The organism is Trinickia camelliae (assembly GCF_053525655.1).
This window is the reverse complement of sequence record NZ_JBCHAA010000001.1, coordinates 190,960-217,887: the sequence shown is the minus strand read 5'-3', so window position 1 is coordinate 217,887 and position 26,928 is coordinate 190,960. Positions and strand designations below refer to the sequence as shown.

The 26,928-nt window shown below is 63.7% G+C and carries 20 protein-coding genes; 11 read left to right on the top strand and 9 right to left on the bottom strand.

The window, feature by feature from the left end; all coding sequences use genetic code 11:
* Positions 1 to 146: 146 nt before the first annotated feature.
* From AAHK20_RS01000 to AAHK20_RS00975, 6 genes are all read left to right on the top strand, one after another.
* Positions 147 to 611 (top strand): helix-turn-helix domain-containing protein, encoded by a 465-nt coding sequence (locus AAHK20_RS01000; protein ID WP_449179562.1) that lies wholly within the window; start codon positions 147 to 149, stop codon positions 609 to 611.
* Entirely contained in the window at positions 611 to 1,993 is a 1,383-nt protein-coding gene (locus tag AAHK20_RS00995; protein ID WP_449179561.1) for a type II toxin-antitoxin system HipA family toxin, read from the top strand. The genes AAHK20_RS01000 and AAHK20_RS00995 overlap by 1 nt, the downstream gene beginning before the upstream one ends.
* Before the next feature lie 471 nt (positions 1,994 to 2,464).
* Positions 2,465 to 3,301 (top strand): IclR family transcriptional regulator, encoded by an 837-nt coding sequence (locus AAHK20_RS00990; RefSeq protein WP_449179560.1) that lies wholly within the window; start codon positions 2,465 to 2,467, stop codon positions 3,299 to 3,301.
* Between the two features lie 435 nt (positions 3,302 to 3,736).
* The gene (locus AAHK20_RS00985; RefSeq protein WP_449179559.1) at positions 3,737 to 5,125 is read left to right on the top strand and encodes an MdtA/MuxA family multidrug efflux RND transporter periplasmic adaptor subunit; all 1,389 of its coding nucleotides are present in this window, start codon (positions 3,737 to 3,739) and stop codon (positions 5,123 to 5,125) included.
* Between the two features lie 44 nt (positions 5,126 to 5,169).
* The gene (locus AAHK20_RS00980; protein WP_449179558.1) at positions 5,170 to 8,322 is read left to right on the top strand and encodes an MdtB/MuxB family multidrug efflux RND transporter permease subunit; all 3,153 of its coding nucleotides are present in this window, start codon (positions 5,170 to 5,172) and stop codon (positions 8,320 to 8,322) included.
* A 3-nt stretch (positions 8,323 to 8,325) separates the two neighbouring features.
* Positions 8,326 to 11,616 carry an efflux RND transporter permease subunit gene (locus AAHK20_RS00975; protein ID WP_449179557.1) on the top strand — a complete coding sequence of 1,097 codons (3,291 nt, stop codon included), beginning with the start codon at positions 8,326 to 8,328 and terminating at the stop codon, positions 11,614 to 11,616.
* 58 nt (positions 11,617 to 11,674) lie between these two features.
* Here AAHK20_RS00975 and AAHK20_RS00970 read toward each other — a convergent pair whose 3' ends face one another.
* Complete coding sequence (locus AAHK20_RS00970; protein ID WP_449179556.1) at positions 11,675 to 11,908, bottom strand: hypothetical protein; 234 nt, start codon at positions 11,906 to 11,908, stop codon at positions 11,675 to 11,677.
* A 441-nt stretch (positions 11,909 to 12,349) separates the two neighbouring features.
* Between AAHK20_RS00970 and AAHK20_RS00965 the strand changes: the two genes are divergently transcribed.
* Both AAHK20_RS00965 and AAHK20_RS00960 read left to right on the top strand, forming a co-directional pair.
* On the top strand, positions 12,350 to 12,697 hold the full coding sequence (locus AAHK20_RS00965) for a hypothetical protein (RefSeq protein WP_449179555.1): 348 nt from the start codon (positions 12,350 to 12,352) through the stop codon (positions 12,695 to 12,697).
* A gap of 16 nt (positions 12,698 to 12,713) precedes the next feature.
* On the top strand, positions 12,714 to 13,247 hold the full coding sequence (locus tag AAHK20_RS00960) for a hypothetical protein (RefSeq protein ID WP_449179554.1): 534 nt from the start codon (positions 12,714 to 12,716) through the stop codon (positions 13,245 to 13,247).
* 121 nt (positions 13,248 to 13,368) lie between these two features.
* Here the strand turns inward: AAHK20_RS00960 and AAHK20_RS00955 are convergent, their stop codons facing one another.
* Together AAHK20_RS00955 and AAHK20_RS00950 are read right to left on the bottom strand one after the other, a co-directional pair.
* Positions 13,369 to 13,920 (bottom strand): hypothetical protein, encoded by a 552-nt coding sequence (locus AAHK20_RS00955; protein ID WP_449179553.1) that lies wholly within the window; start codon positions 13,918 to 13,920, stop codon positions 13,369 to 13,371.
* Positions 13,921 to 13,971: 51 nt separating this feature from the next.
* A complete protein-coding gene (locus tag AAHK20_RS00950) occupies positions 13,972 to 14,490 on the bottom strand; it encodes a hypothetical protein (protein WP_449179552.1) in 519 nt (172 codons plus the stop codon).
* A 350-nt stretch (positions 14,491 to 14,840) separates the two neighbouring features.
* On the opposite strand from AAHK20_RS00950, the gene AAHK20_RS00945 reads away from it, so the two are divergent.
* The gene (locus AAHK20_RS00945; protein WP_449179551.1) at positions 14,841 to 15,974 is read left to right on the top strand and encodes a porin; all 1,134 of its coding nucleotides are present in this window, start codon (positions 14,841 to 14,843) and stop codon (positions 15,972 to 15,974) included.
* A gap of 133 nt (positions 15,975 to 16,107) precedes the next feature.
* Here the strand turns inward: AAHK20_RS00945 and AAHK20_RS00940 are convergent, their stop codons facing one another.
* The gene (locus AAHK20_RS00940) at positions 16,108 to 16,650 is read right to left on the bottom strand and encodes a peroxiredoxin (protein WP_449180038.1); all 543 of its coding nucleotides are present in this window, start codon (positions 16,648 to 16,650) and stop codon (positions 16,108 to 16,110) included.
* Between the two features lie 227 nt (positions 16,651 to 16,877).
* Positions 16,878 to 18,158, bottom strand: coding sequence for an EAL and HDOD domain-containing protein (locus AAHK20_RS00935; RefSeq protein WP_449179550.1), 1,281 nt, complete (start codon positions 18,156 to 18,158; stop codon positions 16,878 to 16,880).
* Between the two features lie 309 nt (positions 18,159 to 18,467).
* Here AAHK20_RS00935 and AAHK20_RS00930 point away from each other — a divergent pair, with 309 nt between their 5' ends.
* Together AAHK20_RS00930 and AAHK20_RS00925 are read left to right on the top strand one after the other, a co-directional pair.
* Positions 18,468 to 20,327 carry a putative bifunctional diguanylate cyclase/phosphodiesterase gene (locus tag AAHK20_RS00930; RefSeq protein WP_449179549.1) on the top strand — a complete coding sequence of 620 codons (1,860 nt, stop codon included), beginning with the start codon at positions 18,468 to 18,470 and terminating at the stop codon, positions 20,325 to 20,327.
* Positions 20,328 to 20,396: 69 nt separating this feature from the next.
* Complete coding sequence (locus tag AAHK20_RS00925; RefSeq protein WP_449179548.1) at positions 20,397 to 21,851, top strand: HDOD domain-containing protein; 1,455 nt, start codon at positions 20,397 to 20,399, stop codon at positions 21,849 to 21,851.
* Between the two features lie 61 nt (positions 21,852 to 21,912).
* Here AAHK20_RS00925 and AAHK20_RS00920 read toward each other — a convergent pair whose 3' ends face one another.
* The 4 genes from AAHK20_RS00920 to astB all read right to left on the bottom strand — a co-directional run bounded on the left by AAHK20_RS00920 (position 21,913) and on the right by astB (position 26,922).
* A complete protein-coding gene (locus AAHK20_RS00920; protein ID WP_449179547.1) occupies positions 21,913 to 23,250 on the bottom strand; it encodes an EAL and HDOD domain-containing protein in 1,338 nt (445 codons plus the stop codon).
* A gap of 201 nt (positions 23,251 to 23,451) precedes the next feature.
* Positions 23,452 to 24,246 carry an ABC transporter substrate-binding protein gene (locus AAHK20_RS00915; RefSeq protein WP_449179546.1) on the bottom strand — a complete coding sequence of 265 codons (795 nt, stop codon included), beginning with the start codon at positions 24,244 to 24,246 and terminating at the stop codon, positions 23,452 to 23,454.
* A 299-nt stretch (positions 24,247 to 24,545) separates the two neighbouring features.
* Positions 24,546 to 25,598: a succinylglutamate desuccinylase gene (astE, locus tag AAHK20_RS00910; protein WP_449179545.1), complete on the bottom strand. Its 1,053-nt coding sequence runs from the start codon at positions 25,596 to 25,598 to the stop codon at positions 24,546 to 24,548.
* Positions 25,582 to 26,922 carry an N-succinylarginine dihydrolase gene (gene astB, locus AAHK20_RS00905; RefSeq protein ID WP_449179544.1) on the bottom strand — a complete coding sequence of 447 codons (1,341 nt, stop codon included), beginning with the start codon at positions 26,920 to 26,922 and terminating at the stop codon, positions 25,582 to 25,584. The genes astE and astB overlap by 17 nt, the downstream gene beginning before the upstream one ends.
* Positions 26,923 to 26,928 lie beyond the last annotated feature (6 nt).

Below are 26,928 nucleotides of genomic sequence, written 5' to 3'. Positions count from 1 at the left end.
ACGAGCATGGCATCGTCATCGCGCTGCACTTGAGCGTATCCGGCATCTTCGCGCCCTCCCCGACCTGGACGCGACGCTCAACATGCCGGATCAGCAAAACGACTACGGCTTGACTGCCTGGGTTTTGAGCGCGGGCACCGCAAGTAATGTCTACAATCACGGACATTATCGACTTTACGTCCGTGATTACGGACTTGACTTACAAAACCAAAGAACATAGATTGTCTGTAATCAGAGACATTAACGGCATTACGTCTGACATTCCGGACATGAAGCGTGACGAGACCCCACTATTGACTCCTGCTCGAATACAGGAAGCTCGCGAGCTTGGCGAGAAGCTGGCGCGCTTGCGCATGGCCCGACGCCTGCGGCAAGCCGATGCCGCAGCCCGGGCCGGCTTAGCACGCTCGACGGCCGCACTGATCGAAAAGGGCGACCTGAGCCGTACACAGGCGCAAATCCTGCGCTATTTGGACGCCATCGCCCCAGGACTCACGCTTCTGGGGCTGCTTCAGGAAACCGACCCGTCGCTCAACGCACTCAGCGCCAAAGAAATAACAAAACGCGTACGGCCACTGACCAAGTCTGAACTGGACAAGCTGGACTTCTGATGGCCACCCGGAATTTCGAATTGGCGGTTTTTGCATGGCTGCCGGACAAGCCTGAGAGCAAGTTTGTCCCTGCAGGGCTTCTGAATCTTTCGGAGACCATCGGCGCCAATCCTCTGAATCGGGAACTCACGTCACGTTTTGCATACGGCCTCGGGTATCTCAAACGACCCGCGTCGTTCGAGGTCGATCCGGTGAGTCTGGGCTTAGCCGACAGGGAGGCTGTACGGGGCCAAGCGCTGTTTCCGGTCAACGGTCTGGGCGAATTTGGCGGCATCCGGGATGCAGCGCCGGATGCCTGGGGGCGGCGCGTCATTGAAGCCAAACGCAAAGTCCCAGCCAATACGCTTTCCGAAGCCGAATACCTCCTGGAAGCGGGTGGAGACCGGGTGGGCGCGTTGGATATTCGCCCCGACATTCGGAGTCCTGATTCACCATCAGCCAGTGACATGCAATCGCTGAAATACGTGCTGCAGGCTGCCGAGGCCGTCGAGCAAGGTATTCCTGTCCCCGCGAATCTTGAAGCGTTCCTTGGAGCCGGGCCCTCGGCCGGCGGTGCGCGCCCGAAGGCATCCGTGCGGGATGAACAGGGCGCGTTGTGGTTGGCAAAGTTCCCGGCCCAAGGCGACGCATTCGATGTCGCACGAGCTGAAAGCTGCACCCTGGAGTTGGCGCGACGCTGCGCACTGACGGTCTCGGAAGTACGTTACCTCGCAGTGGGAAAAAAGCCCGTGATGCTGATTCGCCGCTTTGACCGCTATTGGGCTGCACCTGGAGAACTGCCCGCCGAAACCTCGGTTCTGCACGACAGTCGACCCGGCGATGGCATGGCCGAAGGACGTCTGCCGTTGGCAAGCGGATTGACGCTCGTGGGGTGCTCCGAGTTCGAGTCGCGAAACAAGGGGTACCACGATTTGGCGCAGGCCATCCGTCGGTACGTTCATCCGTCGCTCATCAAGGCCAATTGCGAAGAGCTGTTCGCGCGCATGATCTTCAACATCTTTGTGAGCAATGACGATGACCATCTGCGCAACCATGCCTTTGTACGCGACCCGCGCTTAGGCGGTTGGGCCTTGAGTCCGCTCTACGACGTCGTACCGCGTCCGGGCGTGGCCTACGAACGCACGCTTCATCTGGAGGTAGGAGACCAGGGGAAACTCGCCACCTTGGACAACGCGCTGACGTATTTTTCGGCTTTCGTGCCGGCGCGCTCGCTCGCGGTTGAAATCATCAGGCGCGTTTGGGGCGAGGTGCGCGAGTGGGAAACGACCTTCGAGGCGTACGGGGCTGACCGGAAACTCCTGCGTCAGATCGAGGGAGCGTTTAGGGAGCTGGAGCACATAGCCAGTCCGCCGCTCGTTAATGAAGTTCGAAACGGAATGTAGGTAGTGCTGCTACTGGCGTACATTAATCGTTCAATCTTCAAACCATCTCGCGAAGGTTGGGACTTAGTTGCAACCCGATCTAGCAAAAAAAATGGCGCCACGTAACCGTGGCGCCATCAAAAAGTTCTAGCCATTCCGAGGGCCGTGCTAGAACCTGAGAGACGGGATTCGACATTCGCCGTAGGCGACGAGGGCCTCGAAAAGCAGCTTGGAGACACGCTGAGCGTGCGTCTGCTGAGACCTCAAACCGAAATCGGGTTCCATTTTTTATGGTTATGCTGACTAAGTCAAGAAAATTCTCCGAGCATTTGCTCACCCTGCACTACACTGTGCACAAAGATTTCATAATAAGAAACTGAAACTTGTTCAAACCTGTGCGGCGCGGCACCCAACGCAATAAATCCTGCCGCCGGATGCAAGCAAATCCAAAAAAATGAAATAAAGTTTCAGAAAAATTAGCGCACCACGACCATGTCCACTCTCCCAAGCAAACCAGGCGCGGCCAACGAACCCCGCGAAAAAGAAGGCTCCGGCGACGAAGTCACCGCCTTGGCGCGCGGCCTCACTGTGCTGCGCCGCATCGCCGCGGCCGACGCCCCGGTCAGCAACCGCGAGCTGGCCGAACTCACTGGCATCCCCAAGCCGACGGTGTCGCGCATCACCGCAACGCTCGTCAACGCCGGCTTCCTGTTTCAGCTTCCCGACAGCGAGCGCTTCGTGCTGACCGCGTCGGTGCTCGAGCTGTCGAACGGGTTCCTGCGCAACTTCGACATCCGCTCGCGCTCGCGGCCGTTCTTGATCGAGCTGGCTGAGCGCACGTCGCTGTCCGTGCATCTCGCCGTGCGCGACCGGCTCGACATGGTCGTGATCGACGCGATCCGGCCGCGCTCGGCGATTCTGGTCTCGCGCCTCGAAGTCGGCTCGCGGATGGACCTCACCCGCACCGCCGTCGGCCGCGCCTACATGGCGGCACTCGATCCTCACGAACTCGATACGTTGCTGAAGGGCCTGCAAGTCGCCTCGGGCGACGATTGGCCGCACATGCACGCGCGTCTCACGGCGGGACTCGCGGAAACGCGCACGAACGGCTTTGCGATCGCCACGAGCGAGTGGTACGAAGGGCTCAACGCGATCGCGGCCGGCTTCGTCGGGCCATCCGGCGCGCGCTACGCGGTGAACTGCGGCGGCGCGGCGCATATGTGCCCGCGCGAATGGCTGATCGAGCACGCAGCGCCCGCCCTCACCGAATGCGTCGAGAAGATCATGCGCGAGATCGGCGGCTCGCCGGGCTATCGGCTCGATGTCTGAAGCGCGCATGGGACTCGTTACAAAAAAGCGCCGCGCGGAGTAGACGCCGAGTCCACCTCGCGCGCCGCGCCGATGCACTCTGTAACGCCCGTAACTCCTTGAAAAATACCGCGCTGGACTGGACCTGAGCCCCCCTTGTAGGATCATGCTTTCCGCGCGGCGGCAGCTTCTCGCCTTGGACCGGCGCCGCGCGCCACCGCTCTTTGCTTCGTCGAAACGCCACCAGCGCACCGCGCTCCCGGCACACCGCCAGGCCCCTTGCACATCGGGCGAACGCCACGCTTTTCGCGTTTGTTCATGTTCTTCGCAAAGCATCGCGAACTCAGCCAATGTGTTTTCCGTACGCGCCGCGCAAGCGATTACGGCGACGAGGGCGAACGCATGGCGCCAGCTTCGACATTTCCACGCACGCTACTCACGCTATTCATCGAACCGATGTCCGAACAAGAAAACGTCACTGAATCGCAACGCTCCCTCACGCCCGTGAAGGGCACGCCAAGCGCCGATCAGGCCATCGCTCGCGGGCGTCAGCCGCGCCGCCGGCTCGGCACGCTCGTCGTCGCCGTGCTGATCGCGGCGGGCGTGATCGCCTGGTGGCATCCGTGGAGCCGCACGAGCCCCGACGGTTCGGGCGCCACGGGCGCGCCGCAAGCAGGCCGCGGCGGACGCGGCGGGTTCGCGAACCAGGTACAGCCGGTGCAGGTGGCCGCGGCCGTGCAAGGCGACATGCCGATCGTCCTCAACGCGCTCGGCACGGTCACGCCGCTCGCCACCGTCACGGTCAAGACGCAGCTCTCAGGCACGCTCCAGTCGGTCGAGTTCCAGGAAGGCCAGATGGTGAAGAAGGGGGACGTGCTCGCTCAAATCGATCCGCGCCCGTACCAGATCTCGCTCGACAACGCGCAAGGCGCGCTCCTCAAGGATCAGGCGCTGCTGCAAACGGCGCGCGTCGACTTGAAGCGCTACCAGACGCTGCTCGCGCAAGACTCGATCGCGAGCCAGCAGGTCGACACGCAAGCCTCGCTCGTCAAGCAGTACGAAGGCCAGGTCAAGTCCGACCAGGCGAACATCGATACCTACAAGCTCGATCTCATCTATGCGCGCATCACGGCGCCGGTATCGGGGCGCGTCGGCCTGCGCCAAGTCGATCCGGGCAACTACGTGACGCCGGGCGACACCAACGGCATCGTCGTCATCACGCAGCTGCAGCCGATCAGCGTGATCTTCACGACCTCGGAAGACAACCTGCAGTCGATCATGAAGCAGACGCGCAGCGGCGCGAAGCTCTCGACCACCGCTTACGACCGCAACAACACGACGCCGCTCGAATCCGGCTTCCTCGACACGTTCGACAACCAGATCGACACCACCACCGGCACGGTCAAGCTGCGCGCGCTGTTCGATAACAAGGAACTGATGCTGTTCCCGAATCAGTTCGTCAACGCGCGGCTCCTGGTCGATACGATCCATGACGCGGTGATCGTGCCGACTTCCGCCGTGCTCAACGGCTCGAAAGGACCGTTCGTCTACGTCGTCAAGCCGGACAACACCGTCACCGTGCGGCAGATCAAGACCGGGCCGGTCGACGGCGAGCGCACGAGCGTCGCGTCGGGAATCGAAGTGGGCGAGCGCGTGGTCACCGACGGCTCCGACCGCTTGAAGGAAGGCGCGAAGGTGTCGATCCCTGCCGAACGCGCGAAAGGCGCGCCGGGTGCTTCCGGCGCACATGCGGGCGGGGCATCGGGAGCGTCTGGAGCAGCGGCGGCCTCCGGTGCGAACCACGGCCATCACAAGCGCGCAGCCTCGAGCGGCGACAGCCAATGACGCCCCGCTCCCCGCTGACTCTTGCCGACACTCGCTGACACTGCATGAATCCATCCCGCGCCTTTATCCTGCGCCCGGTCGGCACCGCCCTCTTGATGGCGGCCATCATGCTGGTCGGGCTCGTCGCCCTGCGCTTCCTGCCGATCTCCGCGTTGCCGGAAGTCGACTATCCGACGATCCAGGTCCAAACGTTCTACCCCGGCGCGAGCCCCGACGTGATGACCTCGTCCGTCACCGCGCCGCTCGAGCGCCAGTTCGGGCAGATGCCGTCTCTCAACCAGATGTCGTCGCAAAGCTCGGCGGGCTCGTCGGTGATCACGCTGCAGTTCAGCCTCGATCTGCCGCTCGACATCGCCGAGCAGGAAGTGCAGGCCGCGATCAACGCGGCCGGCAATCTGCTTCCCTCCGACCTGCCCGCGCCGCCGATCTACGCGAAAGTGAATCCGGCCGACGCGCCGATCCTCACGCTCGCGCTCACGTCCGACACGCTGCCCCTCACGCAAATCCAGGACCTCGCCGACACCCGTCTCGCGCAGAAGATTTCGCAGGTGGCGGGCGTCGGTCTCGTGAGCTTGAGCGGCGGCCAGCGGCCCGCCGTGCGGATTCAGGCGAACCCGCTCGCGCTCGCGTCGTACGGGTTGAATCTCGACGACCTGCGCACGACGATCTCGAACCTGAACGTCAACACGCCGAAGGGCAACTTCGACGGCCCGACGCGCAACTACACGATCAACGCGAACGACCAGTTGACCGACGCCGACGCGTACCAAAGCGCCGTCATCGCGTACAAGAACGGCCGGCCGGTGATGCTCACCGACGTCGCGAAGATCATCGACGGCTCGGAGAACACGAAGCTCGGCGCGTGGGTCGGCACCCAGAACGCCGACACGCCTGGCGCCGCGCCCTCGGTCAAGCCCGCGATCATCCTCAACGTGCAGCGCCAGCCGGGCGCGAACGTGATCCAGGTCGTCGACAGCATCAAGGCGCTGCTGCCGCAACTGCAGGCGTCGCTGCCGGCGTCGATCAACGTCTCGGTCGTCACCGACCGCACGACCACGATCCGCGCCTCCGTGCGCGACGTGCAGTTCGAACTGGCGATGTCGGTCGTGCTGGTCGTGATGGTGATGTACCTGTTCCTCGCCAACCTCTACGCGACGATCATTCCGAGCTTGTCGGTGCCGCTGTCGCTGATCGGCACGCTCGCCGTGATGTACCTGTGCGGCTTCTCGCTCGACAACCTGTCACTGATGGCGCTCACGATCGCGACCGGCTTCGTCGTCGACGACGCGATCGTGATGATCGAAAACATCGCGCGCTACGTCGAGGAAGGCGACACGCCGCTCGAAGCGGCGCTCAAGGGCTCCAAACAGATCGGCTTCACGATCATCTCGCTGACGGTGTCGCTGATCGCGGTGCTGATTCCGCTGCTCTTCATGGGTGACGTGGTCGGGCGCCTGTTCCACGAGTTCGCGATCACGCTCGCGGTGACGATCGTGATCTCGGCGGTCGTCTCGCTCACGCTCGTGCCGATGATGTGCGCGCATCTCTTGCGCCACACGCCGCCGAAGGGCAGCCATACCTTCGAGGCGCGCGTGCACGGCTTCATCGACTACGTGATCGACCGCTACGCCGTCGCGCTGCGCTGGGTGCTCGACCGCCGTCGCTCGACGCTGTTCGTCGCCCTCCTCACGCTCGTCCTGACCGGCGTGCTCTACGTCTTCATTCCGAAGGGCTTCTTCCCCGTGCAGGACACGGGTTTGATTCAGGCGATCACGCAGGCGCCGCAGTCGGTGTCGTACGCGTCGATGGCCGAGCGGCAGCAGGCGCTGGCGGACGCGATTCTCAAGAATCCGGACGTCGATAGCCTGACGTCGTTCATCGGCGTCGACGGCAGCAACATCACGCTGAACAGCGGCCGCATGCTGATCAACCTGAAACCGCGCGACGACCGCAGCAAGAGCGCGAGCGAGGTCATCCGCGATATCCAGAAAGACGTCGCGCATGTGCCCGGCGCGACGCTTTACATGCAGCCCGTGCAGGATCTGTCGATCGATTCGACGGTGAGCCCGACGCAGTATCAGTTCATGCTGACCGACCCGAACCCGGACGAATTCGCGAGCTGGGTGCCGAAGCTCGTCGAGCGCTTGAAAGAGGCGCCGGAACTCGCCGATGTCGCCACCGACCTGCAGGAAAACGGCCAGTCGGTCTACGTCGAAATCGACCGCGCCACCGCGGCGCGCTTCGGCATCACGCCGGCCACGGTCGACAACGCGCTGTACGACGCGTTCGGCCAGCGCATCGTCTCGACGATCTTCACGCAGTCGAACCAGTACCGCGTGATTCTCGAAGCCGAGCCCACGCAGCAGCACTACATCGATTCGCTGAAATCGATCTATCTGCCGTCGTCGACCGCATCGGGCGGGCAGGTGCCGCTGTCGTCGATCGCCAAGTTCATCGAGCGCCCGGCGCCGCTGCTCGTCACGCACCTCGGGCAGTTCCCGGCCACGACCGTGTCGTTCAATCTCGCACCGGGCGCGTCGCTCGGCGCCGCCGTCAAGGCGATCCAGCAAGCGGAGAAGGACATCGGCCTGCCGGCCTCGTTCCAGACGCGCTTCCAGGGCGCCGCGCTCGCGTTCCAGGCGTCGCTCGCCAACGAGCTGTTCCTGATCCTCGCGGCGATCGTCACGATGTATATCGTGCTCGGCGTGCTGTACGAGAGCTTCATCCATCCGATCACGATCCTCTCGACGCTGCCTTCCGCGGGCGTCGGCGCGCTGCTCGCGCTGATCATCTCCGGCAACGACCTCGACATCATCGGGATCATCGGCATCGTGCTGTTGATCGGCATCGTGAAGAAGAACGCGATCATGATGATCGACTTCGCGCTCGAAGCGGAGCGCGAGCAAGGCAAGTCGCCGCGCGAAGCGATCTATCAGGCGTGCCTGTTGCGCTTCCGGCCGATTCTAATGACGACGATGGCCGCCCTGCTCGGCGCGCTGCCGCTGATGCTCGGCACCGGGGCGGGCTCGGAGCTGCGGCATCCGCTCGGTATCGCGATTGCGGGTGGTCTGATCGTGAGCCAGTTGCTGACGTTGTTCACGACGCCGGTGATTTATCTCGGCTTCGATTCGCTTGCGCGGCGACTGCGCGAACGCTTTCAGGGCGGCTCCAAGCCCGCGACCGATGCCGGGGCGTAAGTGATGAACCTGTCCCGCCCCTTCATCGCCCGCCCCGTCGCGACGACGCTGCTCGCTGTCGGCGTCGCGCTCGCCGGCTGCTTCGCGTTCGTGAAGCTGCCCGTGGCGCCGCTGCCGCAGGTCGACTTCCCGACCATCTCCGTGCAGGCGTCGCTGCCGGGCGCGAGCCCGGAGACGGTCGCGACGAGCGTCGCGAGCCCGCTCGAACGGCACCTCGGCACGATCGCCGACGTCACCGAAATGACGTCGCAAAGCTCGGTCGGCCAGACGCGCATCACGCTGCAGTTCGGGCTGAACCGCGACATCGACGGCGCCGCGCGCGACGTGCAGGCCGCCATCAACGCCGCCCGCGCCGACTTGCCCGCGAGCCTCAAAAGCAACCCGACCTATCACAAGGTCAACCCCGCCGACGCCCCGATCCTGATCCTCGGCCTGACCTCGCCAACGATGACGGCCGGCCAGCTCTACGACTCGGCGGCCACCGTGCTGCAGCAGGCGCTCTCGCAAGTGGACGGCGTCGGCGAAGTCGACGTGAGCGGCTCGGCGAACCCGGCCGTGCGCGTCGAGCTCGAACCGCAGGCTCTGTTTCACTACGGCATCGGGCTAGAAGACGTGCGCGCCGCGCTCGCTTCGGCCAATGCGAACAGCCCCAAAGGGGCGATCGAGTTCGGGCCGAACCACATCCAGCTCTATACCAACGACCAGGCGAGCAAGGCCCAGCAATACAAGGATCTCGTGATCGCCTACCGCAACGGCGCGGCGGTGAAGCTCTCGGACGTTTCCGAAGTCGTCGATTCGGTCGAGGACTTGCGCAACCTCGGCCTCATGAACGGCCAGCGCTCGGTGCTCGTGATCCTGTACCGGCAGCCCGGCGCGAACATCATCGAGACCGTCGATCGCGTGAAGGCGATGATCCCGCAGCTGAAGGCGTCGCTGCCCGCCTCGGTCGAGGTGGCGCCGACGGTGGACCGCTCGACCACGATCCGCGCCTCGCTCAAGGACACCGAGCACACGCTCCTGATCGCGGTCGGTCTCGTCGTGATGGTCGTGTTCCTGTTCCTGCGCAACTGGCGCGCGACGCTGATTCCGAGCGTCGCGGTGCCGATCTCGATCATCGGCACCTTCGCCGCGATGTGGCTGATGGGGTTCTCGATCGACAACCTCTCGCTGATGGCGCTCATCATCGCGACGGGCTTCGTCGTCGACGATGCGATCGTCGTGCTCGAAAACATCTCGCGGCACATCGAGGCCGGCGTGCCGCGCATGCGGGCGGCCTACCTCGGCGCGCGCGAAGTCGGCTTCACGGTGATGTCGATCAGCATCTCGCTCGTTGCCGTGTTCCTGCCGATTCTGCTGATGGGCGGCATCGTCGGGCGGCTGTTTCGCGAGTTCGCGCTGACGCTGTCGCTCGCGATCGGCGTGTCGCTGCTCGTCTCGCTGACGGTCACGCCGATGATGTGCTCGCGACTTTTGCGCGAGACGCACGACAAAGAGACAGAGGGGCGCTTCGCCCGTTGGCTCGAACGCGGATTCGCGAAGCTGCAGGGCGGCTACGAACGCACGCTCACGTGGGCGCTCGCCCGCCCGCTTCTGATCGTCGCGATCCTGATCGCCACGGTCGCGCTGAACGTGTTCCTCTACATCGTCATCCCGAAGGGCTTCTTCCCGCAGCAGGACACCGGGCGGCTCGTCGGCGGCATCATGGCCGACCAGTCCACCTCGTTCCAGTCGATGAAGGTCAAGTTCGCGGAGATGATGCGCATCGTCCAGAGCAACCCGGCCGTGGACAGCGTCGCCGGCTTCACGGGCGGACGGCAGACCAACTCGGGCTTCATGTTCGTGTCGCTCAAGCCGAAGAGCGAGCGCAAGAAGTCAGCGGATCAAGTGATCGCCGAGCTGCGCGAGCCGCTCTCGCACGTCGCCGGCGCCCAGACGTTCCTGCAGGCCGTGCAGGACATCCGCGTCGGCGGCCGGCAATCGAACGCGCAGTACCAGTTCACGCTGCTCGCCGATTCGACGCCCGATCTCTACAAGTGGGGGCCGAAGCTCACCGACGCCTTGAAACTGCGCCCCGAACTCGCCGACGTGAACTCCGACCAGCAGCAAGGCGGCCTCGAATCGATGGTGACGTTCGATCGCACGACAGCGTCGCGTCTCGGCATCACGCCCTCGCAGATCGACAACACGCTCTACGACGCGTTCGGCCAGCGGCAGGTCTCGACGATCTACAACCCGCTGAACCAGTATCACGTGGTGATGGAAGTCGCGCCGCGCTACTGGCAAAGCCCCGACATGCTGAAGCAGATCTACATCAGCACGGCGGGCGGCACGCCGAGCGGCGCGCAGACGACCAACGCGGTAGCGGGCACCGTCACCGCATCGAAGACCAGCAGCACCTCCAGCTCGTCCTCGTCGAGCGCAGCAAGCGTGGCGGCCGATTCCGCGCGCAACCTCGCGAACAACTCGATCGCGGCGAGCGGCAAGTCGAGCGCGTCGACGGGGGCGTCGGTATCGACCTCGAAGGAGCCGATGATTCCGCTGTCGGCGATCGCGTCGTTCGGTCCCGGCAACACGCCGCTGTCGGTGAACCACCAGGGGCAGTTCGTCGCGTCGACGATCTCGTTCAACCTGCCGCCGGGCGTGTCGCTCTCGGACGCGACCAATGCGATCTACGAGACGATGGCCCAAATCGGCATGCCGGACACGATCCACGGCAGCTTCTCGGGCACCGCGCAGGCGTTCCAGCAGTCGATGTCGGACCAGCCGCTCTTGATTCTCGCGGCGCTCGCGGCGGTCTACATCGTGCTCGGGATTCTCTACGAGAGCTATATCCACCCGATCACGATTCTGTCGACGCTGCCGTCGGCGGGCGTGGGCGCCCTGCTCGCGCTGCTGCTCTTCAAGACCGAGTTCAGCATCATTTCGCTGATCGGCGTGATTCTGCTGATCGGGATCGTGAAGAAGAACGCGATCATGATGATCGACTTCGCCATCGAGGCGTCGCGGCAAGGGATGTCGTCGTTCGACGCGATTCGTCAGGCGTGTCTGTTGCGCTTCCGCCCGATCATGATGACGACCATGGCGGCCATGCTTGGTGCGTTGCCGCTCGCGTTCGGCAACGGTGAAGGCGCTGAGCTGCGGGCGCCGCTGGGGATCTCGATCGTGGGCGGGCTGATCGTCAGCCAGTTGCTGACGCTCTATACGACGCCGGTCGTGTATTTGTATATGGACCGCCTTCGGGTGCGGTGGGAGAACCGCAAGGCGCGAGGGTTGGCGCCTGGCGAGCAGGCTTGAGGGCCTGATTGCTTGAGGAGGCCGCCGCTTCGCTTCTTGCGGCGGCGGCCTTTGTGTTTTACGCGGCGGGTTCGTCGCCCCAGACTTCGTCTTCCACGGCAAGCCGACCAAGCTTGCGCAACAACGCCGACCCGCGCGGCGTCAATCGAGCAATCTTCGCGCCGCTTGCGCGCCGCTCGATCTCGACGAGCGCCTTCTTCTCCAGCATCACAAAATCGAGGCGCTGGACTTCCACTTGATACGGGGCACGCTGCACCAGCAGCAGCGTGGATATTTCGTGAGGACTGAGCATCCGCTTCTCCATTCAGCTTGAGTCGCATTCAAGTCGTCCGAAGCATGCTACAGGCCCGCGAAGTCAAAACGGCTACAGTCTTGTTTCAAGTCGTTACTTCGTTACAGCGTTCATACGGAATCGCCTACGCTCAAGCGGTTGGGCAGCCACGTTGTTACGATTCGTATAAAGTGCGCGACCAAAAGTTGTCTGCCCCTTTTTATCGCCACCGGCGCATCCTTCATTTGAATCGGACTACCAATTTCTGGTTCGCCCCTCATTCCCCGCATCGTCAAAAAACGACCTACGTGCCGCTTATTTTGAAGAAATCGTTTCACGTGTAAGCAACTGAAACAACTCAGCTACCCCCGGTAATTGTATTGAGGGCGGGGATGCCCTAGCCTTCAATCGCGTACTGCAACCGTATTTACACCAATTATTTATTTGAATCAGGAGTCGATCGTGAAGTGGCTGAAAGCTTCCATCGCTGTCTGCGCGCTGGCTGCGATCGGGGTCAGCGGCGCCGCGCAAGCGCGCGTGGTCGTCGGTGTCGGCATTGGGGTGCCGTTCTATCCGTACTACCCCGTTGCGCCGGTTCCGTATTACTACCCCGCGCCGGTCGTCGTGGCGCCCGCCGATCCGGCGCCGGTCTACGTCGAGCAGGGTCAAGCCGGGCCTGACGCCGGCCCTCAGCAGCAACCGGGCACCTGGTACTACTGCGATGCCGCGAAGACGTACTACCCGTACATCAAGCAATGCGCGGGCGGCTGGCGCGCCGTGCCGGCTCAACCGCCGGCGCCGAATCAATGACAGGAAGAGTTTCGCCATGAAACAAGCAAAATGGCTCGCGTTCGCCGCCCTTGCCGGGCTGAGCGCTTGCGCCGTGACACCCGATGGACCGTCCGTGATGGCGCTCCCGGGCACCGGCAAGTCCTTCGATCAGTTCAAGGCCGACGACGCCTCGTGCCGCAACTACGCCTATCAGCAAGTGGGCGGCGTAACCGCGAATCAGGCGGCGACGAACGCGGCGGTCGGCAGCGCCGTCGTCGGCACCGCGCTCGGTGCTGCTGCCGGAGCGGCGTTCAACGGCGGTTCAGGCGCCGCAGTCGGCGCGGGCGTGGGTCTGTTGGCAGGCAGCGTGGTCGGCGCGGGCAATGCGCAGGCGTCCGGCTACGGCTCGCAGCGACGCTACGATCAAGCGTATATCCAGTGCATGTATGCGTCGGGGAACAAGGTGCCGATGGTCAACCGCACGATGAGCGCCGCCCCGCCTCCGGGCGCGTATTACTACAACTACGCGCCGCCGCCTCCTCCGCCGGGCGCCTACTACGCTCCGCCGCCCCCACCGCCGGGCTATTGATCGACTGACGAATAGCGCCGCCCGAGAGGCGGCGCTTCTTTTTGTGGATTCTCTTTTTTCATTCGTCAGCCGCACTCAAGGTCCGCGTGCTCCGCCACCGACCGTACCGGCGAGAAAGCGCTCAGAGCTTCGGCGCGATCGTCAGCACGGTCGGGCCGCTGACGCTCGTGATGCCGCTGCCAGCGCAGGCGGTAAGAAAATTGGCTTGGCTGAGGCTATTGAGCGTGACGACATCGACAGCGGATTGCCCCTGAAACAGCCCCGCAGAAATATTTCCGGTCAGCGTGATGACGTAGTCGCCGTTGACCGCGTTGATTGAAGAGGTGTAGGTGAACGTGCTCGATTGTCCGTTCGACCAATTGATGACACGCGTCCCCTGCCCTTGCTCGAGCAGCGTCTGACACGAGAGATCGCGCATCACCTGCGAATAGACGGATCCGGAGGTAATGCCGGATACACCCGTCACAACACACGGGCTATAACTAGCCGTAATCGTGACCTGCAGATCCTGCTGCGTGTTGGTCAAGGGCACGTTGTATGTGGAGGCTTCCGTTCCCAAACAATCCGCGGCCTGAGCATTGGCTTGCGTAACCCATCCCGCCAAGCCGATCATCAGAAACGCTGACGCAATCAGCGCCTTAAACATCGAGCGACCGCCTTTAAACATTCTCATCGCGCGCTCCTTTTCAAAGATGTATGAATTCGCTATTCGAAGCGAAACCGCTCAAAGCGGCGGCAGGATCGTCAGCGAGCTGGGGCCGTTCACGCTCGTAATGCCGCTACCGCTGCAGGCGGTAAGAAAATTGGCTTGGCTGAGGCTTGCGAGCGTGAGCACGACGGTGGCGGATTGGCCTTGGAACAATCCCACGGAAACTTTCCCGAGAAAAATGATGACGTAATTGCCATTCACCACTTGGCTATAGGCCGTATAGCTGAGCGTGCTCGATTGTCCGTTCGACCAGTTGAAGACCCGTGTGCCCGATCCGCCGCCGAGCAGCTCCGTGCACGAATAGCTGCGCGTGAATTGATCGTCCACCGTGACGGAGGTAATGCCGGATACCCCTGTGACGACACAGGTGGAATAGCTCGCGATGGCGGTGATTTCCAAGTTACGCAACGTATTGGTCATCGGCGGATTGAAGGTCGCCGTTTCCGATCCCAAGCAAGTTGCCGACTGCGCATGAGCCTGTGTGGCAAATCCCGACAAACCTAGCAGCAATGTGGACATGAGCAGCGTATTCAACGTCGAGCGACCGCCTTTAAAGATTCTCATTGCGCGCTCCTTATTGAATGGAAATGAAGGAAGGGAGGAAAATCAGGCTCGCCGCAAATTCATCATGCGCAGCTAATTCAGCTTAGTTAGCGTCGCGAATTACGCAAATAAATTAATATCCAGACTTGCGCGCCTCGCCTTATTTAAGGAACACAACCACTTATATTCCGATACTTGAACGGTCAGTATTGATTCAGGCCAAAAGCCGATTTATCGAAATCATCTATTCTCTTTTTCGATCTCCAGCATTGCATTAAGATGCACGCCCGCCATGCGGCCGCGTCCGCATCGCGCGCACAACAACAAACACAGGAACTCGAATGAAGCACTTTCGAAAACTGGCCGCCTTGGCCGGTGGCCTCTCGCTCGCACTCGCCGCGCAACACGCGGCAGCCCAAAGCTCGGTCACGCTATGGGGCGTCGCCGACGTCAGCCTGCGCTACCTGTCGAACGCCAACGCGCAGAACGACGGCAAGTTCTTCATGACCAACGGCGCGATCACCAACAGCCGCTTCGGCTTGCGCGGCAGCGAAGATCTCGGCAGCGGGATGAAGGCCCTCTTCAACCTCGAAAGCGGCGTAAACCTGCAAGACGGCTCATTCGCCGACAGCCACCGCATCTTCAACCGCGCCGCCTATGTCGGCCTCGCAAGCCAATACGGCACGCTCACGCTGGGCCGCCAGAAGACCCTGCTGTTCGATCTGTTGAGCGACACCTACGACCCCCTGACCGTCGGCAACTACCTCGAAAACGCCTGGCTGCCGGTCGCGCTCGGCGCGGGCCTCTACGCGGACAACGCGGTCAAGTACCGCAACACGTTCGGCGGACTGACGGTCGGCGCGATGTACTCGTTCGGCACGGATTCGACGCAAACGGGGGCTTCCGGCTTCTCCGGCGAGATTCCGGGCCATATGGGCGCGGGCAGCATGTACGGCTTCACGCTCTCGTATGTGGCGGGGCCGGTCAGCGTCGCGGCGGGCGTGCAGCAGAACAGCGACAACGCGAACCGCAAGCAAACCATCTACAACGCGAACATCGTCTACGCATTCAGCACCGCGAAGCTCTACGCCGGCTATCTGCACTCGAAAGACGACACGGGCTTCGTCGACAGCACGCTCGATCAGCAGCCGATCGCAACCAGCATCGACGCCTTCAAGGGCACTGGCCGCATCGACGACGGTCCGTTCGCGGGCGTGAGCTGGCAAGCCTCGTCGCACGTCACGCTGACGGGCGCGTTCTACTACGACCACATGAAGAACGCTTCGATTGCCAACGGCCAGCTCGCGAGCGGCAACCGCTATACGGCTGTCGCGCTCGCCGAATACGCGTTGTCGAAGCGCACCGAAATTTACGGCACGGTCGATTTCAGCAAGGTGAACGGCGCGGCGACGGTCGAGCTGCCGGGCCGCAGCAATCAGACGGGCGTCTCGATCGGCCTGCGCAACATTTTCTAATAGAGCGATGGAAGGCTCAGCGGCATTCAACCGCCGCGAGAAATGCAAAAGCGCCCGGGGGACGCGTTGACTCGCATCCCCCGGGCGCCGTCGATTCAGTCTTACACGGCTACGCGCTTAGCTCACCGATAGCTCACTGCGACTTGCGCGTCGCGGACCAATCCTTGACCGCCTGCAACGTGTTCTCGACATGCTTGTCGGGCGACAGGCTCGTGTACGCGTAGATGATCGTGCCGTCCGGCGCGATCACATACGACACGCGATTCGCCAGCGATTTCTTCATCGGCAACGCCGAGTCGTAGGCATCGATGATGTGATTGTCCGGATCGGCCGCGACTGGGAACTTGCTGCGGCATTCGCTCACCGAGAACTTGGTCAGCGTATCGATGTTGTCGTGCGATACGCCGATCACGGTCGCGCCGTATTGCTTGTACTCGTCGACGGCATCGGCAAACAAATGCGCTTCGATCGTGCAGCCCTTCGTGAAGGCCGCCGGATAGAAGTACAGCACCACCGGACCCTTCTTGAGCGCGTCGGCGAGCGAGTAGTCGAAGGACTTGCCGCCGAGCGACGCCTGCGTGGTGAAGTCCGGGGCTTTGTCGCCGGGTTTGAGTTCCGCCTGCGCCGGAAGCGTTCCCAGAATCAAGCTCAAGCCCAACGCCACCGCACTTGCCATCAGCCCTGCTCTTCGCTTCATAACATCTCCTCGAAACATTGGACGGCTCCATCGATGCAGCGCACAACGCGGCGCCGGGCTACGTCGCGGATGAAACCGCGGCCGTCAGGCGCGTGCATCCGGCCTGCGCGGCATGCGAGCCACGCAGACGTCTATTGGACCACGCTCCGGAATTTCGCGTTTGCCGAGCGAGCGTTGTGTTCTGTCGCAATCAGCGGATCAGGCCATCACTCGTCAGCGTGCACGTCGAACCACGCGGCCGCCGCCAGATTCAACTCGGCGAGCACCTCGGGCGTGAGCGTCGCAAACGGGTCGTCCGTGCGTTGCGCCACAGCCGTCAGCTGCTCGGCGCCGCCCTCCTCGGCCGCCTTCGCGACCGCCAGCAGCGCGCCCAGCGGACCGACGCCGTAGACGATCGCGTCGCGAATCTCCGAGACGAGCCCGAGCTTGTCGAGCGCCTCGGCCGGCGAGGCCACCCCGAGCACTACGTGCACGAGCGAGAAGATGCCGGTCATGAACGCAGCGTCGACGAAACGCTCATCGTCCGGACGCACCCGGCTCGCGGCCAGCTCCATGAAGCGCGAACGGGCGCCCGCCAGCTGCACGAGCGGATCGACGCGCCACGGCAGATCGCCGCTGTCGGCATAGAGCAGCAACTGCGCCCAGCGCGCGATCTGGCGCGTACCGGCCGCGATGATCGCCTCGCGCAGCGACGCGATGCGCCGCCCGAGCCCGTACGCGCTCGAATTGACGAGCCGCAGCAGTTGCACGACGACTTCCGGATTGAGCTTGAGCTCCGCTTCGAGCTCGGTGAGCTTGGCGTCGCTCGCAAGGAGCGCGAGCATGCGCAATAGCGAGCGCCGCGACGGATCGGTGCGGCGCGCGGTCAGCACCTGCGGACGTGCAAAGTAATAGCCCTGGAACATGTCGAAGCCGAGCTGCCGCGCGAGCGCGAAGTCCTCTTGCGTCTCGATCTTCTCGGCGATCAGCGTCTTGCCGCGCGCGCGCACGGCTTCCGCGAGCGCCGCGAGCTTCGGGCGCGGCGTCTGCAGAAAGTCGACCTTGACGATATCGACGTGGCTCAGGATCGAAAGCAACCCGTCCGATAGCTCGCACACGTCGTCGAGCGCCACCGCATAGCCCGCGCGGCGCAACTTGTCGATCCGCGCGATCAGCGGCGCGTCGAACGACACGGTCTCGAGCACCTCGAGCACGAAACGCTCGGGCGACATCACGTGGATGATGTCGTCGAACAGCAGCTCGCGGCTGATGTTCACATAGCCGCGATGCGTGCCGAGCGCGGCCGACACGCCGATGCCGCCGATCGTGCGCGCGACGACTTGGGCGGTCGCCTGGGCGTCGTTCGTGACGAGCGCGTAATTTTGACTGCTCGAGCGAAACAGCAGCTCATAGGCGTTGAGCGCGCCGTTGCGCTCGATAATCGGCTGGCGCCCCAGGTACACGCATTCGGATTCCTGCGTTGTGCGCGTTGACGGGTTTTCGACCATGAGTCAGAGCTCAGTGAATTCAATCAAATCCGCTTGTAAGGCTTGGTAAGCATGGCGGGCGGGCATGCTGTCCAGCATTGTCTCAAAATTTATCGTTTCTGCAGATGAACTAAAACCCCGTCCGCATTTTGGGTTGGCTGCACTAAAGAAATTCTGAGCACCGCCGATATCTTGTTCTGATGAGAGGCATCACGGACTGACCACTCGGCGGCAGCCGGCGCCGCCTCTCGCGAAAACCCGCCGGTCCGGGGCCAATCAGCAAGCCCCCATGGCCGGCCGCAACGAGACTACCCGTCGCCAACACGATACATGGAAGCGAATAGGACCACTGCGCCGCTCCGGGCCTCCTGGCGCGCCGCCATCGACAAGTTGCGCAAGCGCTCGAGCGAAACCGCCGGCACGCAGACCGACGCCACGGACCAGGTAGCGGCAGGCGCCGCCGTGCAGGCCCGGCTCGAAGAGACCGTCGGCGCCGTCGACTTCCTCGCGCACATCGACCTCGGCCAGCGCTTCCTCTACGTGTCCGACGCGAGCCTGCGCTTCATCGGCTACCGCCGCGAGTACCTGCAAACCATCACGCTGCACGACCTCGTGCCGGCCGGCGAAGCGGCCGCGCTCGACGCGCTGCTCGCGCGCGCGGAGCTCTCCGGCGGCGTCGAGAAGGCGACGCTGCACATCGTCAAGTCGCTGACCTACCCGATCGCCGTCGAGCTGCGCGTCGTCAAGAGCAGCCACGCGGGCGTGGCGGGCTTCGCGATCGCCGGCTTCGACATCTCGGCCTGGCGCGCGACCGAGGAGCGGCTCACCTACGAGCTGCACCACGACCGCATGACGGGCCTCGCCAACATCTCCGGGCTCGTGCCGATGCTCACGCGCGCCCAGGAAGACGCCGACAAGCACGGCACCTGCGCGGCGCTGCTCTTGCTCGACATCGACGACTACCAGCGCGTGAATCGCGCGCTCGGCTACGACGCGGGCGACGACATGCTGCGCGAAACCGCGCGCCGCCTGCAGGCGACCGCGAGCCAGGGCGAGACGCTCGCGCGCATCGCGAGCGACGAATTCGCGATCCTGCTCACCGCGCCGAACAAGGAAGAGGCGGCGCTCGCCGCCGAAGCGCTCGGCCGGCGCCTCATGACCGCCGTCCAGCAGCCGTACACGTTCAGCGGGCAGCCGGTGCACTTGTCGGCGAGCATCGGCATCGCGCTCTATCCGGACGAGCCTCACGACGGGCACGGCCACAGCCATGGCCCCGAGCATGCGCACTATGGCCAATTGCTGCGCTGCGCCGATCACGCGCTCGCGCAGGCGAAGGCGGCGGGCGGCAACATGCTGACGTTCCACACGCCGGAATCGGACCCGGCCGACGCCGAACGTCTGAAGCTCGAAGCCGATCTCTACGACGGCGTGCGCAACGGCGAGTTCTCGCTGCACTTCCAGCCGATCACGAGCAGCGCGTCGCGCGGCGTCGTCGGCGTGGAGGCGCTGATCCGCTGGCACCACCCCGTGCACGGGCTGGTGCCGCCGTCGACTTTCATTCCGCTTGCGGAGTCGATCGGGCTCATCAACTACCTCGGCAACTGGGTGCTCAAGATCGCGTGCATGCAGCTCGTCCAATGGGACGCGCAAGGCATTCCGCTGCAATACGTGGCGGTCAACGTGTCGGCGCAGCAGTTCCGCGACCCGCGCTTCACGCAGAGCGTGAAGGACGCGATCGAGCTGACCGGGCTCGATCCGCGCCGCGTCGTGTTCGAGATCACCGAGAGCCTGCTGATGCACGACCCCGCGCATGCGAAGGTGCTGCTCGAGGAGTTGACGAGCATCGGCATCCGCTTCGCCGTCGACGATTTCGGCACCGGCTATTCGAGCCTTGCGTACTTGCAACGCTTCCCGCTCGCTAAATTGAAAATCGACCGCAGTTTCGTCGAGAACCTGCTAACCTCCCGCAACGATCAAGCAATCGTTTCCGCGGTGGTCGGGCTCGCGCAGACGCTCGATCTCGAACTCGTCGCGGAAGGCGTGGAAACCGAAGCGCAGCGCGAGCTGCTCACCGAAATGGGCTGCGATCACATCCAGGGCTGGCTCGTCTGCAAGGCGCTGCCGTCCGAGGAGCTGGCCCGGCGCTTCGAAGCGCGGACTCTAGTCCTGCATGAGGGCGGCGATGACTGATGCGCTCATCCAGGACCAGCGTCTGCTGACCGGCGGCACGGCACACACTGAAATGCGTATGGTATTCAAATGGTAAAGGCAGCGCTGCTGGACAAGCTGTGGGCGCGGATGAGCGAGCGCGGAGATTTTCCGATGCTCTCGCAATCGCTGCGCACCACGATGGCGGCGATGAACAACGACGACCTCGACTTCACGGCGCTCGTGCAAGTCGTGCTGTCGGATTTCGCGCTGACGCAAAAGGTGCTGCGTCTCGCGAACTCGGCGATGTACATGGCCTTCGGCGGCAACATCACGACCGTCACGCGTGCGCTGATGGTGCTCGGCATGGATGCCGTCGGGCATCTCGTCGTCGGCTTGAAGCTCGTCGATCACTTTCATCACAGCGCGCCGCGCCGCATCGACGCGAAGCTCGAGCTGAACCGCACGATGCTCTCGGGGTGTGTCGCCCGCAAGCTCACCGAGTGGGGCGACCTGCGCGCGAGCGAGGAAGCGGTCGTATGCACGCTGATGCGGCAAGTCGGCAAGCTGCTCGTCGTGTTCTACCTCGAAGGCGAGTGGGATCAGATCCGCCGCAAAGCCGAGGCCGAAAAGATCGGCGAGGGAGCGGCCTGCGTCGCCGTGCTCGGCGTGAGCTTCGAAGAACTCGGGATGGAAGCGGCCTCGCGCTGGCGGCTGCCGGACATGATCCGCTCGGGCATGGGCACGTACGAGCCCAACGAGAACGAGTCGCGCCAGGTGCAGTGGCTGCGCGCGATCACGAACTATTCGACCGAAGTCGCCGACGTGCTGACCGCGCCCGACGTCGCCGAGCACGTGCGCGATACGCGCATCGCCGAGCTCGCGAATCGCTACAGCCGCCCGCTCGCGACCGATGCCGACACGCTCGTGCAGATGAGCGTCGCGCTCGCGAACGAAGAAACCGACGACGGCGTGATGCGCGAGATCGTCGAGCTGCGCGCGAACGCCGATGCGATCGCGCGCGCGGCCATCACGCCCGAGGCGCGCATCGGCGAAGGTCTTGAAGACTTGCGCGCGCTGCCGTCGGAGAATGCGCTGGCTCCCGTGCTCGCGCTTGCGTCGGAAACGGTGCTCGCGGGCCTCAATTTCTGCCGGACGATCGTCTTCGTACGGCAGGCGCCGGGCGTGTTCAAAGCGCGCTTGGGCTTCGGACACAACGTCGATACGCTGCTGCCGTCGCTGCAATTCCCCGAGGCGTTCGAGCCCGACGTCTTTCATCTCGCGATCGCAAATTCGGTCGGCATCTTCATCGAGAACGCGCACGACTCGAAGATGGTCGCGCGCCTGCCGGCCTGGTTCAAGCAATCGTTCGACGACGCGCGTTCGTTCGTCCTGTTGCCGGTGAGCGCCAATCATTCGACGGTGGCGCTGATGTACGGGGACTGGTCGCGCGATAAGGAGCCGCGCAAGATCTCGCAGCGCGAGATGAGCGCGCTCAACGAACTCGCGCGCGAGCTGGGGCGTTTCTTCGCGCACGCGCCGACGCGCGAGGTCGAAACGCTTTGATTTGCAGGCAGTGCGTCCGGTACGCCGGACGCACTGCCTGCTGTCCTGCCCTTCCCTTCAATTAATCTTCGAGCCGTTCGAGCCCTTGGCTATCCGCGCTGTGATCGGCCGAGGTCGCCCATGCCGCGGCGTTCAATGCGAGCTCGGCAAGCTCCGACGACGTGAGCGGCGCAAGCGTCTCGCACGCGCGGTCGAGCGTCGCCCAATCGCCGTGCTCCAGCGCTTCCACGGCCGAGAGCAGCGTGCCCAGCATGCCTTCGCGCTTGAGAATCGCCGCGCGAATATGGCGCGAGAGCGTGAGGTCTTCGAGCGTGCGTTCGAGCGAATCGCCGAACACGGCGTCGACGAGCGAGAACACCCCCGTCAGGAACGCCGCGTCGATCACCTGCCGGTTCGCGTTCGGCAGGCGCGCGACGGCCAGCTCCATGAAGCGCGCACGCGTGGCCGCGAGCTGCAGGAGCGGATCGTCTTCGAGCGGCACCTTGCGGCCGTCCGCGTACAGCAGCATTTGCGTCCAGCGCGTAATGCGATTGGTGCCGGTCGCGATGATCGCGTCGCGCAGCGTCGTCACTTTGCGGCCGAAACTCTCCTCACCCGAATTCGCGAGCCGCATCAGATGCATGACGAGCACCGGCGTGAGCTTGAGCTCCGTTTCGAGCTGCGCGACGCTCGGGTCCGTCGACAGCAGTTGCAGCAGATTGAGGAGCGCCTGACGCGGCGCGCTCGCGCGGCGAGCGGTCAGCATTTGCGGCCGCGCGAAGAAATACCCCTGGAACAGATCGAAGCCAAGCGCCTTCGCTTCTTCGAACGCATCCTGCGTTTCGACCTTCATCGCGATCAGGATCTTGCCCGCCGACTTCAGCACTTTCGCGAGTTTCGGCAGCAGCTCGGGCGAGCAGCGGCTGACGTCGATCTTGACCGACTCGACGTACGGCAGGAGCTTCGCGAACGTGGCGTCGGGCGTCACGACTTCGTCGAGCACGAAACGGTAGCGCTTCGCATGCAGCTGGACGAGCCGCCCGAGCAGCGCCGCGTCCACCTCGATATCGGGCGGCAGCTCGAAGACAAAGCGATCGCGCGGAATCAGCGTGATGGCATCGGCGAGCAGCATCGCGCGGCTCGCGTTCAAATAGCCTTTGTGGCCGCCGAGCGCGGCACGCACGCCGAATTCGCCGATCGTGCGGATGATGACTTGAGCGGTGGCGCTGTCTTCGTTGTCGATGTCGGCGCGGTTCTCGACGTTACTGCGAAACAGCAGCTCGAAACCGCACAGCATGCCGTCGCGATCGAGCACCGGCTGCCGGCCCAGATGCGCAAAACCTTCGGGAGTTCCGGATGGCGCAGCAGCGCCGCCAGGACCGGCATTGGAATATAGCGTGGGCCCGTCCCTGGTCTCCATCTCGAATTCCCCTCACACGTGCGCTTGATATCTTTAACTACGGCGTCTTTTGTCGGAAACCTGAGCGGCTTCCGTCTCGAATTTGCCGGTGATTATACGATGGCGACCGTGAGGCAGGTGCTTACTTGGAGGGATATTCGAGTTCAGCGCTTAGCTGTTGCGCAGCCGGTATTTTGGTTGCGCAACAGCTTGGTGCAACGCTTACTTCAGCACGACTTTGACGTCGAAATACTTGGCGGCGATTTTGTCGATCGTGCCGTCGGCCTTCAGCTCCTTGAGCGCTTGATTGAGTGCGGCCTTGAGCGCCTGATCGTTCTTGCGCACGCCGTAGCCGACGCCCGAGCCGAGCAGTTTGTCGTCGACGACGGCCGGGCCCGCGAACGCGAAGCCCGCGCCCTGCGGCCGCGTGAGGAAGCCCTTGGAGGCCGCTTCGGAATCCTGGAACGACGCGTCTAGGCGGCCCGATGCGAGGTCGGCGTAGACCTGGTCCTGCGTCTGATACGACTCGACGTCGACGCCCGCCGTCGCCCAGCGCGCCTTCGCGTAGGTCTCCTGGATCGTGCCTTGCAGCACGCCGACATGCTTGCCCTTGAGCGACGCGACCGTCGGCAGCAGGCCACTGCCCTTCTTTGCGATCAGCTGATTCGGGATCGAGTAGATCGGGTCGGTGAAATCGATCGCTTGTTTGCGCTGATCGGTGATCGTCATGTCCGAGTTGATCGCGCCGAACTTGCGCGCTTGCAGCGCCGGAATCAGACCGTCGAACGAGTTTTCGACCCACACGCATTTGGCCTTCAGCTTTGCGCAGACCGCGTTGCCGACGTCGATATCGAAGCCTTGCAGCTCACCCGATGCCGTCTTCGATTCGAATGGGGCATACGAGGCTTCGAGGCCGAAGCGGACCTCTTTGATGTCGGCGGCCATGGCGGTGCCGGTCATCAGTGCGGCAGCGGCGAGCGCCGCGAAGGCGGTGGTGGTGCGCAAATTCAATTTCATCGGCGTGATCCTGGACAGAGGTTTGAATAGTTGAGGCTTCGAGCCTGTCGCGCATCGTCGCAATAACAAAATCGCCGTTCAAATCCAGGTGGATTGAATGGTGCGTTGCAATACGCGCGAGGCGGCGATTTTACAGCGGATGGCGCCAGTGCGGCGCCACGTTTTCCGCGATTGAAATGCGTAAATTGATGTCGCTATTGGGCAATGTCGTTGATTCGTTTTTTATTTCTTTTGCCTTTGTTCTTGCTCAATTTAAAAAGGCTTTAATGCTTGTCGCGGCCTATCGGGCGCAACGACATTTATCCCACTAGCGCGGCTAGCGTCTGCTGCGTCGTCTCCACGACCATCAATCCCGCTCGCAAGCCGGGCTTGACCGAAGGATTCGGGAACACGATCCGCTCCTCATCGTGCCGCACCGTGTAGCGGTAGTCGCCATCCTGCGCGAGCACCGTGCCCTTGGCGAACGCCGTGAAGTTCGGCACGTCGGCAGCCACGTGCAATTCGAGCTGATCGCTCTGCTTGGTGATTTGGTCGATCACGGTAAACACGCGCGGCATCGATGCGTTCTCTGCGCCCTCTCCGCCCGACACAATCTGACGTACTGCATGGTCCGCGCCGGCAAAGCGCGTCAAATCGTTCTCGCCGAACGGCCGCACCTTGCCCAATTCCAGCGTGCAAGCCTGCGCGCCGCAGGTTTCCGCGGTGAAGTGCGAGTACGTATTGCCCTTGGCCGTATGCAGCAGCACAGCGGCGATCCGCGCATCGCGCAGCCACTCGAACATCGCGCGCGACAACGGCGCCCCCGTATGCGGCAACAGCGCAAACTGCTCGAACACCGAAGCACGAATCGCTGTGTGCATATCGATGTGCCAACGGGCGTTGGCGCCGCTCGCGGCATGCGCGAAGAAATCGCTTGCTGCCTTCTCGAGCGCCGCAGCGCGCGGCGCTTCGTGGCTTTGCGGCAGTTGCGCATGCTTGCCGCTGAACAGGCGGTTCAAATCGTCGTCGACGTAGCGGCACGACGACCGCATCGCGTCGATGTTGCCGAGCACGATCAGCAGGCGGCACGCAAGCGGCAGCGCCCCGCTCGCGATATCGCGCACGATGAACGACAGCAGCTCGATCGGCGCGGTTTCGTCGCCGTGGATGCCCGCCGAAACCAGGACGCTGCGCGTCGCGCCGTCGACCGTCGACGGCTCCAGTTGCAAGACGCCGTCGTCGAGCCACGTCGCGCGCACGCCGTTCGCACACGTCAGCGCTTCCTGCCCCGCTGCGGGTCGCCCGCCTGCGAGCGTAAATGCCAGAAAATCAGCGGCGAAATCCGCCGTGCCGCGCTCAGCGCTGGAAGTCATAGAGCGAGCCCACGCCGAGGATTTGCGTCAGTTCATCGAGCGCCGTGCGCGATTCGACGAGCAGGCTCGGATCTGCCAGATCGACAGGCGCCAGGCGGTCGCGGTAGTGCTTTTCGATCCAGGCATCGAGCCGGCCGAACAGCGTGTCGTCGATCCACACGCCAGGCTTCACCGCCGCGCGCTCTTGCTCGTTCAGCACCACGCGCAGGCGCAGGCACGCCGGGCCGCCGCCGTTTTTCATGCTTTCGCGCAGATCGAAGACGAGCAGATCGTCGATCGGACCCGTGCCGCTCATGAGCCGGTCCAGATACTCGGCCACGCGCGGGTTCTCGCGGCACTCCTGCGGCACGACGAGCGCTTGCTTCCCGTCCGGGCGCGTGAGCAACTGGCTGTTGAACAGGTACGACGTGACGGCATCGGCCACGCTCACTTGCGCATCCGGCACCTCGATCACATTGAACGCCGCGCCTTGCTTCGACAGTTGCGTGCGCAACTGATCGTAGACGGCGCTCTGATCGACAAAGGCACGCTCGTGGCAAAAGAGCGTCTCGCGATTGCCGACCGCGATCACGTCGTTGTGGAAGACGCCGGCATCGATCACGTCGGGGCTCTGCTGCGCGTAGACGGTCGCTGCGTCGTCAAGGCCATGGCGTTGCGCCACGGCGCGGCTCGCTTCAAACGTCTGGCGCGCCGGATAGCGCTTCGGTTCCGGCCCGCGGCGATATTCGCTGCGGCCGTAGACGAAGAACTCGACGCCGCGCTTGCCGTACTCCGCGCAAAAACGCGTGTGATTCGCCGCGCCCTCGTCGCCGAGCGCGGGCGTGCCCGGCAGCGCCTCGTGCACCGCGAAGCGCGCTTCGTCGGCGAAGATCGCGCGCAGCGTGCGGCGCGTCGCTTCGTGCTCGATCGCGCGGTGCAGCTTGCTCGTGAGATTCGCCGGCGTGAAGTGGACGCGGCCATCGTGCGTATCGGCCGACGGGCTCACCGTCGCCGCGTTGGCCGTCCACATCGCCGAGGCCGAGCTCGCGGCCGCGAGCAGCTCCGGCGCTTCCTTCGCGGCACGCTCGATCACGCGCGTCTCGTTGCCCGAGAACCCGAGCTCGCGCAACAGGCGCAGCGACGGACGCTCCTGCGGCGGCAGCACGCCTTGCTGGAAACCGAGGTCCGCAAGCTGCTTCATCTTCCGCAAGCCCTGCTTGGCCGCCGCCTTCGGATTGGCAACCGACTTCTCGTTGTTCTGCGAGGCCACGTTGCCGAACGAGAGCCCTGCGTAGTTGTGCGTCGGACCTACGAGTCCGTCGAAATTGGCTTCCCGAGCTTCCATAGCCAG

Excerpts from the sequence above, each read along its gene's own strand:
- AAHK20_RS00915 (WP_449179546.1), bottom strand. The coding sequence starts at position 24,246 with ATGAAATTGAATTTGCGCACCACCACCGCCTTCGCGGCGCTCGCCGCT.
- astB (WP_449179544.1), bottom strand. The coding sequence starts at position 26,922 with ATGGAAGCTCGGGAAGCCAATTTCGACGGACTCGTAGGTCCGACGCAC.
- AAHK20_RS00935 (WP_449179550.1), bottom strand. The coding sequence starts at position 18,158 with ATGGTCGAAAACCCGTCAACGCGCACAACGCAGGAATCCGAATGCGTG.
- AAHK20_RS00925 (WP_449179548.1), top strand. The coding sequence starts at position 20,397 with ATGGTAAAGGCAGCGCTGCTGGACAAGCTGTGGGCGCGGATGAGCGAG.
- AAHK20_RS00970 (WP_449179556.1), bottom strand. The coding sequence starts at position 11,908 with ATGCTCAGTCCTCACGAAATATCCACGCTGCTGCTGGTGCAGCGTGCC.
- AAHK20_RS00960 (WP_449179554.1), top strand. The coding sequence starts at position 12,714 with ATGAAACAAGCAAAATGGCTCGCGTTCGCCGCCCTTGCCGGGCTGAGC.
- AAHK20_RS00980 (WP_449179558.1), top strand. The coding sequence starts at position 5,170 with ATGAATCCATCCCGCGCCTTTATCCTGCGCCCGGTCGGCACCGCCCTC.
- AAHK20_RS00945 (WP_449179551.1), top strand. The coding sequence starts at position 14,841 with ATGAAGCACTTTCGAAAACTGGCCGCCTTGGCCGGTGGCCTCTCGCTC.
- AAHK20_RS00975 (WP_449179557.1), top strand. The coding sequence starts at position 8,326 with ATGAACCTGTCCCGCCCCTTCATCGCCCGCCCCGTCGCGACGACGCTG.
- astE (WP_449179545.1), bottom strand. The coding sequence starts at position 25,598 with ATGACTTCCAGCGCTGAGCGCGGCACGGCGGATTTCGCCGCTGATTTT.
- AAHK20_RS00985 (WP_449179559.1), top strand. The coding sequence starts at position 3,737 with ATGTCCGAACAAGAAAACGTCACTGAATCGCAACGCTCCCTCACGCCC.
- AAHK20_RS01000 (WP_449179562.1), top strand. The coding sequence starts at position 147 with ATGTCTACAATCACGGACATTATCGACTTTACGTCCGTGATTACGGAC.
- AAHK20_RS00940 (WP_449180038.1), bottom strand. The coding sequence starts at position 16,650 with ATGGCAAGTGCGGTGGCGTTGGGCTTGAGCTTGATTCTGGGAACGCTT.
- AAHK20_RS00930 (WP_449179549.1), top strand. The coding sequence starts at position 18,468 with ATGGAAGCGAATAGGACCACTGCGCCGCTCCGGGCCTCCTGGCGCGCC.
- AAHK20_RS00955 (WP_449179553.1), bottom strand. The coding sequence starts at position 13,920 with ATGAGAATGTTTAAAGGCGGTCGCTCGATGTTTAAGGCGCTGATTGCG.
- AAHK20_RS00990 (WP_449179560.1), top strand. The coding sequence starts at position 2,465 with ATGTCCACTCTCCCAAGCAAACCAGGCGCGGCCAACGAACCCCGCGAA.
- AAHK20_RS00920 (WP_449179547.1), bottom strand. The coding sequence starts at position 23,250 with ATGGAGACCAGGGACGGGCCCACGCTATATTCCAATGCCGGTCCTGGC.
- AAHK20_RS00995 (WP_449179561.1), top strand. The coding sequence starts at position 611 with ATGGCCACCCGGAATTTCGAATTGGCGGTTTTTGCATGGCTGCCGGAC.